We start from the raw sequence: 16,703 nt of genomic DNA on the forward strand, positions 1-16,703 counted from the left end.
TCAAAGGTTCATCTACGGCCAGCAACTGCCTTGTCGCGGGCAAGCCATTCAGCCATGGAAGCATCCTCCAGCGCGTACTCACCACGATTGGCCTTCCACACCAGCTCCTTGTCGCGCAGGGCATCGAGGGCCTTCTGCACGTTAGGCGTATTGGCGTTGACTTCTGCCTGGGCCTGCTCCAGCTTGCGTCTGATGTCGATCAAGGTCTGCTCTGTGAACGGCGAAAACGGATGTCGGCCCAGCGTGCGCTCGGCCATGACCTCAAGCACCGCCTGCTGCAACGGCGAAAGCTCGTTCCAGGCACTTTCGTAGTCACTCCACACACCAGCCTGATGGTTGAGTGCGCCAGTGCGCAGCAGATCGCCCAAGTTGCCCGCCTCACCCAGGCCGACGCTGACTTCGGCCAACAGCTTGTTGAGCATTTCCGGGCGACGGCCGACCAGATCGAAAGCATACGCCAGGTCCTCGACCTTGAACTGATTGCTATCGGCCAGGCGCTGGTTCCACAAGCCCGTGATAAATTCGACATATTCACGCCCCAGTAACGGGAAGGGCGTGATGGTGGCACCAAAAAACGGCTGCTTGCTCTTGAGTACCAGGTTGGCCAGCTTGTCGCGGCTGGAGCCTGTGAACACCAGGCGCAAGCCGTCCGGACCGTCGCCACGGTTGAGATGGTCACGCGCTGCTTTCAGCGCGAACATCGCATTGAGGCCATCTTCGCTGTTAAGGGCGTGCTGAGCCTCGTCGATGATCAGCACTACCATCTGCCCTGACACTTGATGCAACACGGAAAGTGCCTGCGCCAAGGTAGTACCCGCGGGCAGATGCGGGCGGGTGAAATCCCAGCTCAGGGTGCGCAGCAGGTTTATTTTTTCGATACCGGCCTTTTTCGCAGTCCTGGCCAGCGCAGTGCCGATGGCGCCGCTGATGAGCTGCGCCGGGGCGGCGTCGCGGTCCGACCACAGATCCACGTAAACCGGTCGCCAGCCGCGCCGTATGCATTCCGGTATCAAGTCGTTGTTGAGGAAGGTGCTCTTGCCCGTGCGCCGGGGCGCGGCCAGGAACATGCCAGCGCTGTAATCGATCAGCGACTCGCCTGCCAGGTCCTGGGCTAGCGCGTTGGCCAGTTGATCACGGCGAAGAAGCGGGCGAACGGGAGCCATCTTATTATCCTGAATTATCTTGCATACTATAATTTATAGCCTAAAGGATAAATCCGGATAATACGATCCCCTGAACACCGCCGGCGCGATCCAGACCCGGCAGGAAGCCGGCAAATTTGCCATCATGTTCATTCCACCTGCGGAGATCATGGACATGCCGCTACGCCCCCTTTTCACTTCCCTGCTGCTGGTTGCCAGCCTCGCCGCCCAGGCCGCCACCGAGGTGTTGCCGCTGCAGCACCGCGCCAGCGCCGAATTACTCCCCGCCGCACAGGCCTTCATCGGCAAGGACGGCACGGTCAGCGCCTTCGAGAACAAACTGATCGTCAACGCCAGCCCCGAGCGCATCGGCGACCTGCGCGCCTTGCTGCAACAGCTGGACACCGCACCCAAGCGCCTGCTGATCAGCGTTGACAATAACGACAGCAACTTCCAGGACAACCGCGGCAACGCACGCGTCATCCGCTACGGCACCAGCAACCGTGACGGCGGCATGCAGCAGGTTCAGGCCAGCGAGGGCCAGCCTGCGCTCATTCAGGTTGGCCAGAGCATCCCGATTACCAGCACCAGTACCGACGGCTATGGGCGCATACAGAGCAACACCGAATACCGCAATGTAACCCAGGGTTTCTACGTCACGCCAAGTTTGAGCGGTGACAGGGTTCGTCTGCAAATCAGCACCAATAATGACCGCATCAGCCCGGAACGTGCGGATGTAGTGAAAGTGCAAAGCACCGACACAACAGTCACCGGCAAGCTCGGCGAATGGATCACTTTGGCAGGCTACAACCAGCAGAGCCAAGCCGAAGGCAGCACGTCAAGCCGTACTTACAGCACTCAGCGCGGTGAAAACATGACTTTGCGTGTAAAAGTCGACCTCCTCGACTGATCCCAGGCAATTCAAGGCCTCGACCAAAGGCCTTGAAACTGACTGACAGGTCGCATTAGACCAAAGATGTAGTAAGCACAAAAATCCACTACAAAACATTTGACAGGGTCTTTTTCCCAAGGGCATGATGGCCTCGCTCCCGCTAATCAGGGGCCCTGGCAAGGGCCTTCGAGGCGCACTCCTCCCACCCCTGGAGGCGCCTCGTGTCTATACGGCCCACAAGGCGGTTCGACGGGATTGCGACTGCAACGAAGAAGTTGTCCCGAGGGACGGAAGCGCATCACCGCAGTACTGGCAATCGCGTAGCACCGCAGCAAGGCAACCACGAGCCGACCTGCCGGAGCACACCTTCGCCTGGCCTGCCCCCCTTCCCCTTCGAGCCTTCGCGTTCGCCGCCGCATTCCTGCGAACAGGACAGCCGCCAGGCACCTGATCTGCTCCGAGCATCAGCACAATTAACCCAAGATCGATGCGACGAGGTTTATTTCCATGGCACTGACACGCGAACAGCAAATTGCAGCCCTCGAGAAAGACTGGGCCGAGAACCCGCGCTGGAAAGGCGTGACCCGTACCTACACCGCCGCTGATGTCGTTCGCCTGCGTGGCTCCGTGCAACCTGAGCACACCTTTGCCCGCCAGGGTGCAGAAAAACTGTGGAAGCTGGTCACCGAGGGTGCCCACCCATCCTTCCGCCCAGAAAAAGATTTCGTCAACTGCATGGGCGCCCTGACCGGCGGCCAGGCAGTGCAGCAGGTAAAAGCGGGCATCCAGGCCATTTACTTGTCCGGCTGGCAGGTTGCCGCCGACAACAACTCGGCCGAGTCCATGTACCCTGACCAGTCGCTGTACCCGGTCGACTCGGTACCCACCGTGGTCAAACGCATCAACAACGCCTTCCGCCGCGCCGACCAGATCCAGTGGAAAGCCGGCAAGAACCCGGGCGACGACGGCTACATCGACTACTTCGCGCCCATTGTGGCTGACGCCGAAGCCGGTTTCGGCGGCGTGCTGAACGCCTACGAGCTGATGAAGAACATGATCGAGGCGGGCGCCGCTGGCGTGCACTTCGAAGACCAGCTGGCCTCGGTGAAAAAATGCGGCCACATGGGCGGCAAGGTGCTGGTGCCGACTCAGGAAGCCGTACAGAAGCTGGTAGCAGCGCGCCTGGCAGCTGACGTGTCGGGTGTACCGACCATCATCCTGGCCCGTACCGATGCCAACGCCGCCGACCTGCTGACCAGCGACTGCGACCCGTACGACCAACCGTTCGTGATTGGCGAGCGCACCCGTGAAGGCTTCTACAAAGTTCGCGCCGGCCTCGACCAGGCCATTGCCCGCGGCCTGGCGTATGCCCCTTACGCCGACCTGATCTGGTGCGAAACCGCCAAGCCGGACCTGGACGAAGCCCGCCGCTTCGCCGAAGCGATCAAGAAGGAGTACCCGGACCAGATCCTGTCGTACAACTGCTCGCCTTCCTTCAACTGGAAGAAGAACCTGGACGACGCCACCATCGCCAAGTTCCAGCGCGAACTGTCGGCCATGGGCTACAAGCACCAGTTCATCACCCTGGCCGGTATTCACAACATGTGGCACGGCATGTTCAACCTGGCACACGACTATGCCCGCAACGACATGACTGCCTACGTGAAGCTGCAGGAGCAGGAGTTCGCTGACGCGAACAAGGGCTACACCTTCGTCGCGCACCAGCAGGAAGTGGGTACCGGTTACTTCGACGACATGACCACTGTGATCCAGGGTGGCGCATCGTCCGTGACTGCACTGACCGGTTCGACCGAGGAAGAGCAGTTCCACTGATAGGGGGGTGCTGTTGAACGAAGGCCTGGGGCTTGTGAAAGCTCCGGGCTTTCTTTTTGACGTGCCTTTGAAATGCGCCTGGGCTGAGAGGTGTTCGCCACAGCATCTTCAGCGCCCGTGAGACCGAGCGCCGCCCGCGCGGCGCATCGCGAGCTGCGCTCGCTCCTACGTTCGTTTCGGGCCAATTATTCCTATGGGATTTGCGCGCGAACGCCTTGGGGCATGACTCGATATCGTGCCGTACAAACAAGACGGTCGCGTGCGCCTGCCACAGGCGTTACTGGCCAAAAAAAAACGTAGGAGCGAGCGCAGCTCGCGATGCGCCGCGCGGGCGGCGCTCGATCTCATAGGCGCTGCATTCCTTCCGCCATACCCATGCCCCCTCACGCTGTCCACCGGCATCACCAGCAAAACCCTCAATCACGTCTATGCTTGAGGCCACAGCCGCTAGCACCGCCCATGCTTCAAAGTATTGATCCAGAGCGGTGCAAGCGGCGCTGAAAGCTGCTAGAACACGAGCCTTTCGCATTTGCAAGTAGGGGGAATCGCCAGATGAACTTTACAAGTCGCAGAACAGCCCAATTAATAGACGTCAGGTCAAATGATATTAATTATCATTACGACAACCATGATTCGTTACCACTTGCAAGAAACATAATTAACAAAAGCGCACGCAATGCCCGAATATCAAGGCTTTCAGGCAGTTAGAAGCGGCTTTTGTACTTAATCCTACGAATAAATTTGCTACAGAAATTTTACTTGCACCAGGTTTACCCATAAAATCAGCGCGATTGATTCAGCTGCGACATTTGGTCACTGCACCTGCGACACCACGTCGCCGCTCTACACTTATTTCAGACTGCAGAGCTGGGTCTCTGTATAAGGATTTCTAGCATGTCCGATTCGGCAGGACTCATCGCCCACAACTGGGGCTTTGCCATCTTCCTCCTGGGTGTCGTCGGCCTGTGTGCCTTCATGCTCGGCCTGTCCAGCCTGCTCGGTAGCAAGGCCTGGGGCCGCGCCAAGAACGAACCCTTCGAATCCGGCATGCTGCCCGTCGGCAGCGCCCGCCTGCGCCTGTCCGCCAAATTCTATCTGGTCGCGATGCTGTTCGTGATCTTCGATATCGAAGCCCTCTTTCTCTTTGCATGGTCTGTGTCCGTCCGCGAAAGCGGCTGGACCGGGTTCGTCGAAGCACTCGTTTTCATAGCAATTCTGTTGGCAGGTCTTGTCTACCTATGGCGCGTCGGGGCACTTGATTGGGCTCCCGAAGGTCGCCGCAAGCGGCAAGCGAAGCTGAAACAATGAGGCTTTGGCATGCAATACAATCTCACCAGAATCGATCCGGATGCGCCCAACGAGCAGTACCCGGTCGGTGAACGGGAAACCGTCACCGATCAGCTGCTAGAGGACCAGGTCCACAAGAACATCTTCATGGGCAAGCTCGAAGATGTGCTGCGTGGCGCGGTCAACTGGGGTCGCAAGAACTCCCTCTGGCCGTACAACTTCGGCCTGTCCTGCTGCTACGTGGAAATGACCACGGCATTCACGGCACCCCACGACATCGCCCGCTTCGGCGCCGAAGTCATCCGGGCCTCGCCGCGTCAGGCCGACTTCATGGTCATTGCCGGTACCTGCTTCGTGAAAATGGCGCCGATCATCCAGCGCCTGTACGAGCAGATGCTCGAACCAAAATGGGTTATCTCCATGGGTTCGTGCGCCAACTCCGGTGGCATGTACGACATCTACTCGGTCGTTCAGGGGGTCGACAAGTTCCTCCCCGTGGACGTCTATGTGCCTGGCTGCCCGCCACGCCCTGAGGCTTTCCTGCAAGGCTTGATGCTGCTGCAGGAGTCGATCGGCCAAGAACGACGCCCGCTTTCCTGGGTTGTTGGTGATCAAGGTATTTACCGTGCCGAGATGCCAGCCCAGAAAGACCTGCGTCGTGAGCAGCGCATTGCCGTAACCAACCTGCGCAGCCCCGACGAAGTCTGATCCAGCGACCTGCCGCCCGCTCCCCTGGGAGCTGGCGGCCTGGCTTCATTCTTAACGTTGACCCAAAGCGACCGAGACCATGACAGCGGACAACGCTATTTTCATTCCGCCCTACAAGGCTGACGACCAGGATGTGGTCGTCGAACTGCATAACCGTTTTGGCGCCGAAGCATTCGTCGCCCAGGAAACCCGCACCGGCATGCCCGTGCTGTGGGTCAAGCGCGCCCAGCTGAAAGAGGTGCTCAGCTTCCTGCGCGGCGTGGCCAAGCCATACAGCATGCTGTACGACCTGCACGGCGTCGACGAACGCCTGCGCACCCAGCGCCGCGGCCTGCCTGCCGCCGACTTCAGCGTGTTCTACCACCTGCTGTCGGTCGAGCGTAACAGTGACGTGATGATCAAGGTCTCCCTCAGCGAAGGCGACCTGAACCTGCCATCGGTGACCGGTATCTGGCCGAACGCCAACTGGTATGAGCGCGAAGTCTGGGACATGTTCGGCATCGACTTTGCCGGCCACCCGCACCTCAGCCGCATCATGATGCCGCCGACCTGGGAAGGTCACCCTCTGCGCAAGGACTACCCAGCCCGTGCCACCGAGTTCGACCCCTACAGCCTGACCCTGGCCAAGCAGCAGCTTGAAGAAGAGTCGGCGCGGTTCAACCCGGAAGCCTGGGGCATGAAACGCCAGGGCGCGAACGAGGACTACATGTTCCTCAACCTCGGCCCCAACCACCCGTCGGCGCACGGTGCGTTCCGGATCGTCCTGCAGTTGGATGGTGAAGAGATCGTCGACTGCGTACCGGACATCGGCTACCACCACCGTGGTGCCGAGAAAATGGCCGAGCGCCAGTCCTGGCACAGCTTCATCCCCTACACCGACCGTATCGACTACCTCGGCGGGGTAATGAACAACCTGCCGTACGTGCTCGCGGTCGAGAAGCTGGCGGGCATCAAGGTGCCGCAGAAGGTCGACGTGATCCGCATCATGCTGGCCGAGTTCTTCCGCATCACCAGCCACCTGCTGTTCCTGGGTACGTATATCCAGGACGTTGGCGCCATGACCCCGGTGTTCTTCACCTTCACCGACCGCCAGCGCGCCTACACCGTGATCGAGGCCATCACCGGTTTCCGCCTGCACCCGGCCTGGTACCGCATCGGTGGCGTCGCCCACGACCTGCCACGCGGCTGGGACAAGCTGGTCAAGGACTTCGTCGAATGGCTGCCCAAGCGCCTTGACGAATACACCAAGGCTGCCCTGCAGAACAGTATCCTCAAGGGCCGTACCATCGGCGTTGCCGCGTACAACACCAAGGACGCCCTGGCCTGGGGCACCACCGGTGCCGGCCTGCGCTCCACCGGTTGCGACTTCGACCTGCGCAAGGCGCGCCCTTACTCCGGCTACGAGAACTTCGAGTTCGAAGTACCGCTGGCCCACAACGGCGATGCCTACGATCGCTGCATGGTCCGTGTCGAGGAGATGCGCCAGAGTATCCGCATCATCGACCAGTGCCTGCGCAACATGCCGGAAGGCCCGTACAAAGCGGATCACCCGCTGACCACGCCGCCGCCGAAAGAGCGCACCCTGCAGCACATCGAAACCCTGATCACGCACTTCCTGCAAGTCTCGTGGGGCCCGGTCATGCCGGCCAACGAGTCGTTCCAGATGATCGAGGCGACCAAGGGCATCAACAGTTACTACCTGACGAGCGATGGCGGCACCATGAGCTACCGCACCCGGATCCGTACCCCGAGCTACCCGCACCTGCAGCAGATCCCTTCGGTGATCAAAGGCAGCATGGTCGCGGACCTCATTGCGTACCTGGGCAGTATCGACTTCGTTATGGCTGACGTGGACCGCTAAGCATGAACAGCACGCTTATCCAGACAGACCGTTTCGCCCTGAGCGAAACCGAGCGCTCGGCCATCGAGCACGAGATGCATCACTACGAAGACCCGCGCGCGGCGTCCATCGAAGCCCTGAAGATCGTCCAGAAGGAACGTGGCTGGGTGCCGGACGGCGCCATCCACGCCATCGGCGAAGTGCTGGGCATCCCGGCCAGCGATGTCGAGGGTGTGGCCACCTTCTACAGCCAGATCTTCCGTCAGCCTGTCGGCCGCCACATCATCCGCGTGTGCGACAGCATGGTCTGCTACATCGGCGGCCACGAGTCGGTGGTCAGCCAGATTCAGAGCGAGCTGGGCATCGGCCTCGGCCAGACCACCGCCGACGGCCGCTTCACCCTGCTGCCGGTGTGCTGCCTGGGCAACTGCGACAAGGCCCCGGCGCTGATGATCGACGACGACACCTTCGGTGACGTGCAGCCGGCTGGCGTTTCCAAATTGCTGGAGGGTTACGTATGACCATTACTTCCTTCGGCCCGGCCAACCGCATTGCGCGCACGGCCGAAACCCACCCGCTGACCTGGCGCCTGCGCGACGACGGCGAGCCGGTATGGCTGGCCGAGTATGAATCGAAGAACGGCTACGCCGCTGCCCGCAAGGCGTTGGCGCAAATGTCCGCCGACGACATCGTGCAAAGCGTCAAGGACTCGGGCCTCAAGGGCCGTGGCGGCGCGGGCTTCCCCACTGGCGTGAAGTGGGGCCTGATGCCCAAAGACGAATCCATGAACATCCGCTACCTGCTGTGCAACGCGGACGAAATGGAGCCGAACACCTGGAAGGACCGCATGCTGATGGAGCAACAGCCCCATCTGCTGGTCGAGGGCATGCTGATCAGCGCCCGCGCCCTGAAGGCCTACCGTGGCTACATCTTCCTGCGTGGCGAATACACCACCGCGGCGAAAAACCTCAACCGTGCCATCGATGAAGCCAAGGCCGCGGGCCTGCTGGGCAAGAACATCCTCGGCAGCGGTTTCGATTTCGAGCTGTTCGTGCATACCGGTGCCGGCCGCTACATCTGCGGTGAAGAAACCGCACTGATCAATTCCCTGGAAGGCCGCCGCGCCAACCCGCGCTCCAAGCCGCCCTTCCCTGCCGCGGTTGGCGTGTGGGGCAAGCCGACGTGCGTGAACAACGTCGAAACCCTGTGCAACGTGCCGGCCATCGTCGCCAACGGCAACGACTGGTACAAGTCGCTGGCCCGTGAAGGCAGCGAGGACCATGGCACCAAACTGATGGGCTTCTCCGGCAAGGTGAAGAACCCAGGCCTGTGGGAACTGCCATTCGGCGTTACCGCCCGCGAGCTGTTCGAAGACTATGCCGGTGGCATGCGTGATGGCTTCAAGCTCAAGTGCTGGCAGCCAGGCGGCGCCGGTACCGGCTTCCTGCTGCCCGAGCACCTCGACGCGCAGATGTACGCCGGCGGGATCGCCAAGGTCGGCACCCGTATGGGCACCGGCCTGGCCATGGCGGTCGACGACAGCGTCAACATGGTGTCGCTGCTGCGCAACATGGAAGAGTTCTTTGCCCGCGAATCGTGCGGCTGGTGCACCCCATGCCGTGACGGCCTGCCGTGGAGCGTGAAGATGCTGCGCGCACTGGAAAACGGCCAAGGCCGCGCCGAAGACATCGAGACGCTGCTGGGGCTGGTCAACTTCCTCGGCCCGGGCCGTACCTTCTGTGCTCACGCACCGGGGGCGGTGGAGCCGTTGGGCAGCGCCATCAAATACTTCCGCTCGGAGTTCGAGGCCGGTGTAGCACCGGAAAGCGCTGGCACCCTGCGCCCGAACCTGGCGAAGCCCATTGTGGTAGGCGCATAACAAGATAGAACGCGGGTGGTCCGTGCCACCCGCCAGCCTGTCGGCCGGCCCGCATGAAGTGTGGCGTGCCGCAGGCTCACAGATTTCCATTAGCCACGCCCGCTCACGCGGGCCAACGAAGAACTTTGAACAATGGCCACTATCCACGTAGACGGCAAAGCGCTCGAAGTCAACGGTGCGGACAACCTGTTACAGGCGTGTCTGTCGCTCGGCCTCGATATCCCTTATTTCTGCTGGCACCCGGCGCTCGGTAGCGTCGGCGCCTGCCGGCAATGTGCGGTCAAGCAGTACACCGACGAGAACGACACCCGTGGTCGTATCGTCATGTCCTGCATGACCCCCGCCTCCGACGGCACCTGGATCTCCATCGACGATGACGAGTCCAAGGCGTTCCGCGCCAGCGTCGTCGAATGGCTGATGACGAACCACCCGCACGACTGCCCGGTCTGCGAGGAAGGCGGTCACTGCCACCTGCAGGACATGACGGTAATGACCGGCCACAATGAGCGCCGCTACCGTTTCACCAAGCGTACCCACCAGAACCAGGACCTCGGCCCGTTCATCGCCCATGAGATGAACCGCTGCATCGCCTGCTACCGTTGCGTGCGCTACTACAAGGACTACGCCGGTGGTACCGACCTGGGCGTCTACGGCGCCCACGACAACGTGTACTTCGGCCGCGTCGAAGACGGCGTGCTGGAAAGCGAGTTCTCCGGCAACCTGACCGAGGTCTGCCCGACCGGCGTGTTCACCGACAAGACCCACTCCGAGCGCTACAACCGCAAGTGGGACATGCAGTTCGCCCCAAGCATCTGCCACGGCTGCTCAAGCGGCTGCAACATCAGCCCGGGTGAGCGTTACGGCGAGCTGCGCCGCATCGAAAACCGCTTCAACGGTTCGGTCAACCAGTACTTCCTGTGCGACCGCGGCCGCTTCGGCTACGGCTACGTCAACCGCAAGGACCGCCCACGCCAGCCACAGCTGGCCGACGGCACCAAGCTGGGCCTGGACGCCGCCCTGGACAAGGCAGCCGACCTGCTGCGCGGTCGTACCATCGTCGGTATCGGCTCGCCACGCGCCAGCCTCGAAAGCAACTACGGCCTGCGTGAGCTGGTCGGTGCCGAGTACTTCTACTCGGGCATGGAAGCTGGCGAACTGGCCCGCGTACGCTTGGCGCTGAACGTGCTGAACAACAGCCCGCTGCCAGTACCGACCCTGCGCGACATCGAAGACCACGACGCCGTGTTCGTCCTCGGCGAAGACCTGACCCAGACCGCTGCCCGCGTCGCCCTGGCCGTCCGCCAGGCCACCAAGGGCAAGGCCGAGGCCATGGCCGAAGCGATGAAGGTGCAGCCTTGGCTCGACGCTGCCGTGAAGAACATCGGCCAGCACGCGCTGTACCCGCTGTTCATCGCCTCCCTGGCTGAAACCAAGCTGGACGACGTCGCCGAAGAATGCGTGCACGCCGCCCCGGCGGACCTGGCCCGCATCGGTTTCGCCGTGGCCCACGCCATCGACCCGAGCGCCCCTGCCGTCGCCGGCCTGGACGACGAAGCCAAGGCCCTGGCCCAGCGCATCGCCGACGCCCTGGTCGCCGCCAAGCGTCCACTGGTCGTTGCCGGTACGTCGCTGGCCGACCCAGCGCTGATCGAAGCCGCCGCCAACATCGCCAAAGCCCTGAAGCTGCGCGAGAAGGACGGTTCGCTGAGCCTGGTGGTGCCTGAGGCCAATAGTATTGGCCTGGCCATGCTCGGCGGCGAGTCCGTCGACGCCGCGCTGGACGCCGTCATCAGCGGCAAGGCCGACGCCATCGTGGTGCTGGAAAACGACCTGTACGCCCGCGTACCGGCGGCCAAGGTCGACGCAGCCCTGGCAGCGGCCAAGGTAGTGATCGTTGCCGACCACTCGAAAACCCCGACGGTCGACCGCGCCCACCTGGTGCTGCCAGCCGCCTCGTTCGCCGAAGGCGACGGTACCTTGGTCAGCCAGGAAGGCCGTGCCCAGCGCTTCTTCCAGGTGTTCGACCCGCAGTACCTGGACAGCAGCATCCAGATCCACGAAGGCTGGCGCTGGATGCACGCCCTGCGTGCCACCCTGCTGAACAAGCCGGTCGACTGGACCCAGCTGGACCACGTCACCAGCGCCTGCGCCGAAGCCGCTCCGCAACTGGCCGGCATCGTCAACGCCGCGCCGAGCGCTGCGTTCCGCATCAAGGGCATGAAACTGGCCCGTGAGCCGCTGCGCTACTCCGGCCGTACCGCCATGCGCGCCAACATCAGCGTGCACGAGCCACGCACCCCGCAAGACAAGGACACCGCGTTCGCCTTCTCCATGGAAGGCTACTCGGGCTCGGCCGAACCGCGCCAGCAGGTGCCGTTCGCCTGGTCGCCGGGCTGGAACTCGCCACAAGCCTGGAACAAGTTTCAGGACGAGGTCGGTGGTCACCTGCGTGCCGGTGACCCAGGCGTGCGCCTGATCGAGTCGCAAGGCGACCGCCTGAACTGGTTCAACGCCATTCCGGGCGCGTTCAACCCGGCCCGTGGCACCTGGACTGCCGTGCCGTTCTTCCACCTGTTCGGCAGCGAAGAAAGCTCCTCGCGCGCCGCCCCGGTGCAACAGCGCATCCCGGCTGCCTACGTGGCCCTGGCCAAGTCCGAAGCCGACCGCCTGGGCGTCAACGAGGGCGCCCTGCTGAGCCTGAACGTCGCCGGTGTGGCCCTGCGCCTGCCGCTGCGTATCAATGAAGAGCTGGGCGCTGGCCTGGTCGCGTTGCCGAAAGGCCTGGCCGGCATCCCGCCTGCCATCTTCGGTGCATCCGTCGAAGGTCTGCAGGAGGCAGCACAATGAGCTGGTTCACCCCCGAAGTGATCGACGTGATCATCCAGGTCGTCAAGGCCATCGTGGTCCTGCTGGCCGTGGTGGTCTGCGGCGCCCTGCTCAGCTTCGTCGAGCGCCGCCTGCTGGGCTGGTGGCAGGACCGCTACGGTCCGAACCGTGTCGGCCCGTTCGGCATGTTCCAGATCGCCGCCGACATGCTGAAGATGTTCTTCAAGGAAGACTGGAACCCGCCCTTCGTCGACAAGATGATCTTCACCCTGGCACCGGTCGTGGCCATGAGCGCCCTGCTGATCGGCTTCTCGATCATCCCGATCACACCGGGCTGGGGCGTTGCCGACCTGAACATCGGCCTGCTGTTCTTCTTCGCCATGGCCGGTCTGTCGGTCTACGCGGTGCTGTTCGCCGGCTGGTCGTCGAACAACAAGTACGCCCTGCTGGGCAGCTTGCGTGCTTCGGCACAGACTGTGTCGTACGAAGTGTTCCTGGGCCTGGCGCTGATGGGCGTGGTGGTCCAGGTGGGCTCGTTCAACATGCGCGACATCGTTGAGTATCAGGCCCAGAACCTGTGGTTCATCATTCCGCAGTTCTTCGGCTTCTGTACCTTCTTCATCGCTGGCGTCGCCGTGACTCACCGTCACCCGTTCGACCAGCCAGAAGCGGAACAGGAACTGGCCGACGGCTACCACATCGAGTATGCCGGCATGAAGTGGGGCATGTTCTTCGTCGGTGAATACATCGGCATCATCCTCATCTCGGCGCTGCTGGTGACCTTGTTCTTCGGCGGCTGGCACGGCCCGTTCGGCATCCTGCCGCAACTGCCGTTCCTGTGGTTCGCCCTGAAGACCGCGTTCTTCATCATGCTGTTCATCCTGCTGCGCGCCTCGATCCCGCGCCCACGCTATGACCAGGTGATGGACTTCAGCTGGAAGTTCTGCCTGCCGCTGACCCTGATCAATTTGCTGGTGACCGCTGCGCTCGTGCTCTACAACACGCCAGCCGTCGCGGCCCAGTGAGGATTTGACCCATGTTCAAGTATATCGGCGACATCGTTAAGGGCACCGGCACTCAGCTGCGCAGCCTGGCCATGGTGTTCTCCCACGGGTTCCGCAAGCGCGATACCCTGCAGTACCCAGAAGAACCCGTGTACCTGCCGCCGCGCTACCGCGGCCGCATCGTCCTCACCCGCGACCCCGATGGCGAGGAGCGCTGCGTAGCGTGCAACCTCTGCGCGGTGGCCTGCCCGGTTGGCTGCATCTCGCTGCAGAAGGCCGAGACCGAGGACGGTCGCTGGTACCCGGAGTTCTTCCGCATCAACTTCTCGCGCTGCATCTTCTGCGGCCTGTGTGAAGAAGCGTGCCCGACCACCGCGATCCAGCTGACTCCGGATTTCGAAATGGCCGAGTTCAAGCGTCAGGACCTGGTGTACGAGAAAGAAGATCTGCTGATCTCCGGCCCCGGCAAAAACCCTGACTACAACTTCTACCGTGTTGCGGGTATGGCAATCGCTGGCAAGCCAAAGGGCTCTGCACAGAACGAAGCCGAGCCGATCAACGTGAAGAGCTTGCTCCCATAAGGACAGAAAGATGGAATTCGCTTTCTACTTCGCATCCGGGATCGCCGTGGTCTCCACCCTTCGGGTGGTGACCGGCACCAACCCCGTGCACGCCTTGCTTTACCTGATCATTTCGCTGATTTCCGTGGCCATGATCTTCTTCTCCCTGGGTGCGCCGTTCGCCGGCGCCCTGGAAGTGATCGCCTACGCCGGCGCCATCATGGTGCTGTTCGTGTTCGTGGTGATGATGCTCAACCTCGGGCCGGCCTCGGTCGCCCAGGAACGCGGCTGGCTCAAGCCCGGCATCTGGGCCGGGCCGGTAATCCTCGGCGCCCTGCTGCTGGCTGAGCTGCTGTACGTGCTGTTCGTCACCCCGAGTGGCGCCGGCATCAGCGGTACCACCGTGGGCCCGAAAGCAGTCGGTATCAGCCTGTTCGGCCCGTACCTGCTGGTGGTCGAACTGGCGTCGATGCTGCTGCTGGCTGCAGCCGTCACTGCCTTCCACCTGGGCCGCAACGAGGCGAAGGAGTAAATCATGGGTGCTATCCCTCTCGAGCATGGTCTGGCAGTCGCCGGCATCCTGTTCTGCTTAGGTCTGGTTGGCCTGATGGTCCGCCGCAACATCCTCTTCGTGCTCATGAGCCTGGAAGTCATGATGAACGCCTCTGCCCTGGCGTTCGTCGTCGCCGGTGCCCGCTGGGTCCAGCCCGACGGCCAGGTGATGTTCATTCTGGTGATCAGCCTGGCAGCGGCCGAGGCCAGCATTGGCCTGGCCATCCTGCTGCAGCTGTATCGCCGCTTCCACACTCTCGACATCGATGCTGCCAGTGAGATGCGCGGATGAACCTTCTCTTCCTGACTTTCGTCTTTCCCCTCATCGGCTTCCTGCTGCTGTCGTTCTCGCGCGGACGGTTCTCGGAGAACCTGTCCGCCCTGATCGGCGTCGGCTCGGTAGGCCTGTCGGCGGCAACGGCCGCGTACCTCATCTGGCAATTCAACGTCGCCCCGCCTGAAGGCGGCGCGTACAGCCAGCTGCTGTGGCAGTGGATGTCGGTAGACGGCTTCGCGCCGAACTTCACCCTGTACCTGGACGGCCTGTCGGTGACCATGCTTGGCGTGGTGACCGGTGTCGGCTTCCTGATCCACCTGTTCGCTTCCTGGTACATGCGTGGCGAAGCCGGCTACTCGCGCTTCTTCTCGTACACCAACCTGTTCATCGCCAGCATGCTGTTCCTGATCCTGGGCGATAACCTGCTGTTCATCTACTTCGGCTGGGAAGGCGTGGGCCTGTGCTCGTACCTGTTGATCGGTTTCTACTACAGCAACCGCAACAACGGTAACGCCGCACTCAAGGCGTTCATCGTCACCCGTATCGGCGACGTGTTCATGGCCATCGGCCTGTTCATCCTGTTCGCCCAGCTGGGCACCCTGAACGTGCAGGAGCTGCTGGTGCTGGCACCGCAGAAGTTCCAGGCGGGTGACACCTGGATGGTCCTGGCCACACTGATGCTGCTGGGTGGTGCCGTCGGTAAATCGGCGCAGCTGCCACTGCAGACCTGGCTGGCCGACGCGATGGCGGGCCCGACACCGGTTTCGGCACTGATCCACGCCGCCACCATGGTGACTGCGGGCGTGTACCTGATTGCCCGTACCAACGGCCTGTTCCTGCTGGCGCCGGACATCCTGCACCTGGTAGGCGTGGTGGGTGGCGTGACCCTGGTACTGGCCGGCTTCGCCGCGCTGGTGCAGACCGACATCAAGCGTATCCTCGCCTACTCGACCATGAGCCAGATCGGCTACATGTTCCTGGCCCTGGGCGTAGGTGCCTGGGACGCGGCGATCTTCCACCTGATGACCCACGCCTTCTTCAAGGCCCTGCTGTTCCTCGCGTCGGGTGCGGTGATCGTTGCCTGCCACCACGAGCAGAACATCTTCAAGATGGGCGGCCTGTGGAAGAAACTGCCGCTGGCCTACGCCAGCTTCGTGGTCGGTGGTGCCGCCCTGGCCGCCCTGCCGATCGTGACCGTGGGCTTCTACTCCAAGGACGAGATCCTCTGGGAAGCGTTCGCCAGTGGCAACACCGGCCTGCTGTACGCCGGCCTGGTCGGTGCATTCATGACCTCGCTGTACACCTTCCGCCTGATCTTCATCGCCTTCCACGGCGAAGCCAAGACCGAAGCCCACGCCGGCCACGGCATCAGCCACTGGCTGCCGCTGGGCGTGCTGATCGTGCTGTCGACCTTCGTCGGTGCCTGGATCACCCCGCCGCTGGCAGGCGTGCTGCCTGAAAGCGCCGGCCATGCCGGTGGCGAAGCCAAACATGCGCTGGAGATCACCTCGGGTGCCATCGCCATCGCCGGCATCCTGCTGTCGGCCCTGCTGTTCCTGGGCAAGCGCAGCTTCGTCAGCGCCGTTGCCAACAGCGGCATCGGTCGTGTCCTGTCGGCCTGGTGGTTCGCTGCCTGGGGCTTCGACTGGATCTACGACAAGCTCTTCGTCAAACCGTACCTGCTGATCAGCCACATCCTGCGCAAGGACCCGGTTGACCGCACCATCGGCCTGATTCCGCGGATGGCGCGTGGCGGCCATGTCGCCATGAGCAAGACCGAGACTGGCCAGCTGCGCTGGTACACCGCCTCTATCGCCGTGGGTGCCGTGCTGGTACTCGGTGCCGTGGTAGTGGCTGCGGTATGACTATGAATCTTGCGACTTTGCCAAAGGAAACCAACCCG

14 protein-coding genes are annotated in these 16,703 nt (G+C 62.4%); 13 read left to right on the forward strand and 1 reads right to left on the reverse strand.

Annotation, left to right across the window (positions count from 1 at the left end; all coding sequences use genetic code 11):
* Positions 1 to 8: 8 nt before the first annotated feature.
* On the reverse strand, positions 9 to 1,163 hold the full coding sequence (locus DMX11_RS11865) for a hypothetical protein (protein WP_110744705.1): 1,155 nt from the start codon (positions 1,161 to 1,163) through the stop codon (positions 9 to 11).
* A 124-nt stretch (positions 1,164 to 1,287) separates the two neighbouring features.
* Here DMX11_RS11865 and DMX11_RS11870 point away from each other — a divergent pair, with 124 nt between their 5' ends.
* From DMX11_RS11870 to nuoL, 13 genes are all read left to right on the forward strand, one after another.
* Positions 1,288 to 2,052, forward strand: coding sequence for a secretin N-terminal domain-containing protein (locus tag DMX11_RS11870; protein WP_177410739.1), 765 nt, complete (start codon positions 1,288 to 1,290; stop codon positions 2,050 to 2,052).
* 489 nt (positions 2,053 to 2,541) lie between these two features.
* Entirely contained in the window at positions 2,542 to 3,867 is a 1,326-nt protein-coding gene (gene aceA / locus DMX11_RS11875; protein ID WP_110744706.1) for an isocitrate lyase, read from the forward strand.
* A gap of 894 nt (positions 3,868 to 4,761) precedes the next feature.
* Entirely contained in the window at positions 4,762 to 5,175 is a 414-nt protein-coding gene (locus DMX11_RS11880) for an NADH-quinone oxidoreductase subunit A (RefSeq protein ID WP_003251427.1), read from the forward strand.
* A 9-nt stretch (positions 5,176 to 5,184) separates the two neighbouring features.
* Positions 5,185 to 5,862 (forward strand): NADH-quinone oxidoreductase subunit B family protein, encoded by a 678-nt coding sequence (locus tag DMX11_RS11885; RefSeq protein ID WP_003251429.1) that lies wholly within the window; start codon positions 5,185 to 5,187, stop codon positions 5,860 to 5,862.
* A 79-nt stretch (positions 5,863 to 5,941) separates the two neighbouring features.
* Positions 5,942 to 7,723 (forward strand): NADH-quinone oxidoreductase subunit C/D, encoded by a 1,782-nt coding sequence (gene nuoC / locus DMX11_RS11890; RefSeq protein WP_110744707.1) that lies wholly within the window; start codon positions 5,942 to 5,944, stop codon positions 7,721 to 7,723.
* 2 nt (positions 7,724 to 7,725) lie between these two features.
* On the forward strand, positions 7,726 to 8,223 hold the full coding sequence (gene nuoE / locus DMX11_RS11895) for an NADH-quinone oxidoreductase subunit NuoE (protein WP_003251433.1): 498 nt from the start codon (positions 7,726 to 7,728) through the stop codon (positions 8,221 to 8,223).
* A complete protein-coding gene (gene nuoF, locus DMX11_RS11900; protein ID WP_110744708.1) occupies positions 8,220 to 9,581 on the forward strand; it encodes an NADH-quinone oxidoreductase subunit NuoF in 1,362 nt (453 codons plus the stop codon). Before nuoE ends, nuoF begins: the two co-directional genes overlap by 4 nt.
* A gap of 132 nt (positions 9,582 to 9,713) precedes the next feature.
* Entirely contained in the window at positions 9,714 to 12,428 is a 2,715-nt protein-coding gene (gene nuoG, locus DMX11_RS11905) for an NADH-quinone oxidoreductase subunit NuoG (protein WP_110744709.1), read from the forward strand.
* On the forward strand, positions 12,425 to 13,432 hold the full coding sequence (gene nuoH, locus DMX11_RS11910) for an NADH-quinone oxidoreductase subunit NuoH (protein WP_029886631.1): 1,008 nt from the start codon (positions 12,425 to 12,427) through the stop codon (positions 13,430 to 13,432). Before nuoG ends, nuoH begins: the two co-directional genes overlap by 4 nt.
* Before the next feature lie 11 nt (positions 13,433 to 13,443).
* Positions 13,444 to 13,992: an NADH-quinone oxidoreductase subunit NuoI gene (gene nuoI, locus DMX11_RS11915; protein ID WP_003251442.1), complete on the forward strand. Its 549-nt coding sequence runs from the start codon at positions 13,444 to 13,446 to the stop codon at positions 13,990 to 13,992.
* 10 nt (positions 13,993 to 14,002) lie between these two features.
* On the forward strand, positions 14,003 to 14,503 hold the full coding sequence (gene nuoJ / locus DMX11_RS11920) for an NADH-quinone oxidoreductase subunit J (RefSeq protein ID WP_085625351.1): 501 nt from the start codon (positions 14,003 to 14,005) through the stop codon (positions 14,501 to 14,503).
* A 3-nt stretch (positions 14,504 to 14,506) separates the two neighbouring features.
* The gene (gene nuoK, locus DMX11_RS11925) at positions 14,507 to 14,815 is read left to right on the forward strand and encodes an NADH-quinone oxidoreductase subunit NuoK (RefSeq protein ID WP_003251446.1); all 309 of its coding nucleotides are present in this window, start codon (positions 14,507 to 14,509) and stop codon (positions 14,813 to 14,815) included.
* Positions 14,812 to 16,665 (forward strand): NADH-quinone oxidoreductase subunit L, encoded by a 1,854-nt coding sequence (gene nuoL, locus DMX11_RS11930; RefSeq protein ID WP_110744710.1) that lies wholly within the window; start codon positions 14,812 to 14,814, stop codon positions 16,663 to 16,665. Before nuoK ends, nuoL begins: the two co-directional genes overlap by 4 nt.
* Positions 16,666 to 16,703 lie beyond the last annotated feature (38 nt).

The organism is Pseudomonas sp. LB-090624, from assembly GCF_003205205.1.
In the GTDB taxonomy this organism is placed as follows: domain Bacteria; phylum Pseudomonadota; class Gammaproteobacteria; order Pseudomonadales; family Pseudomonadaceae; genus Aquipseudomonas.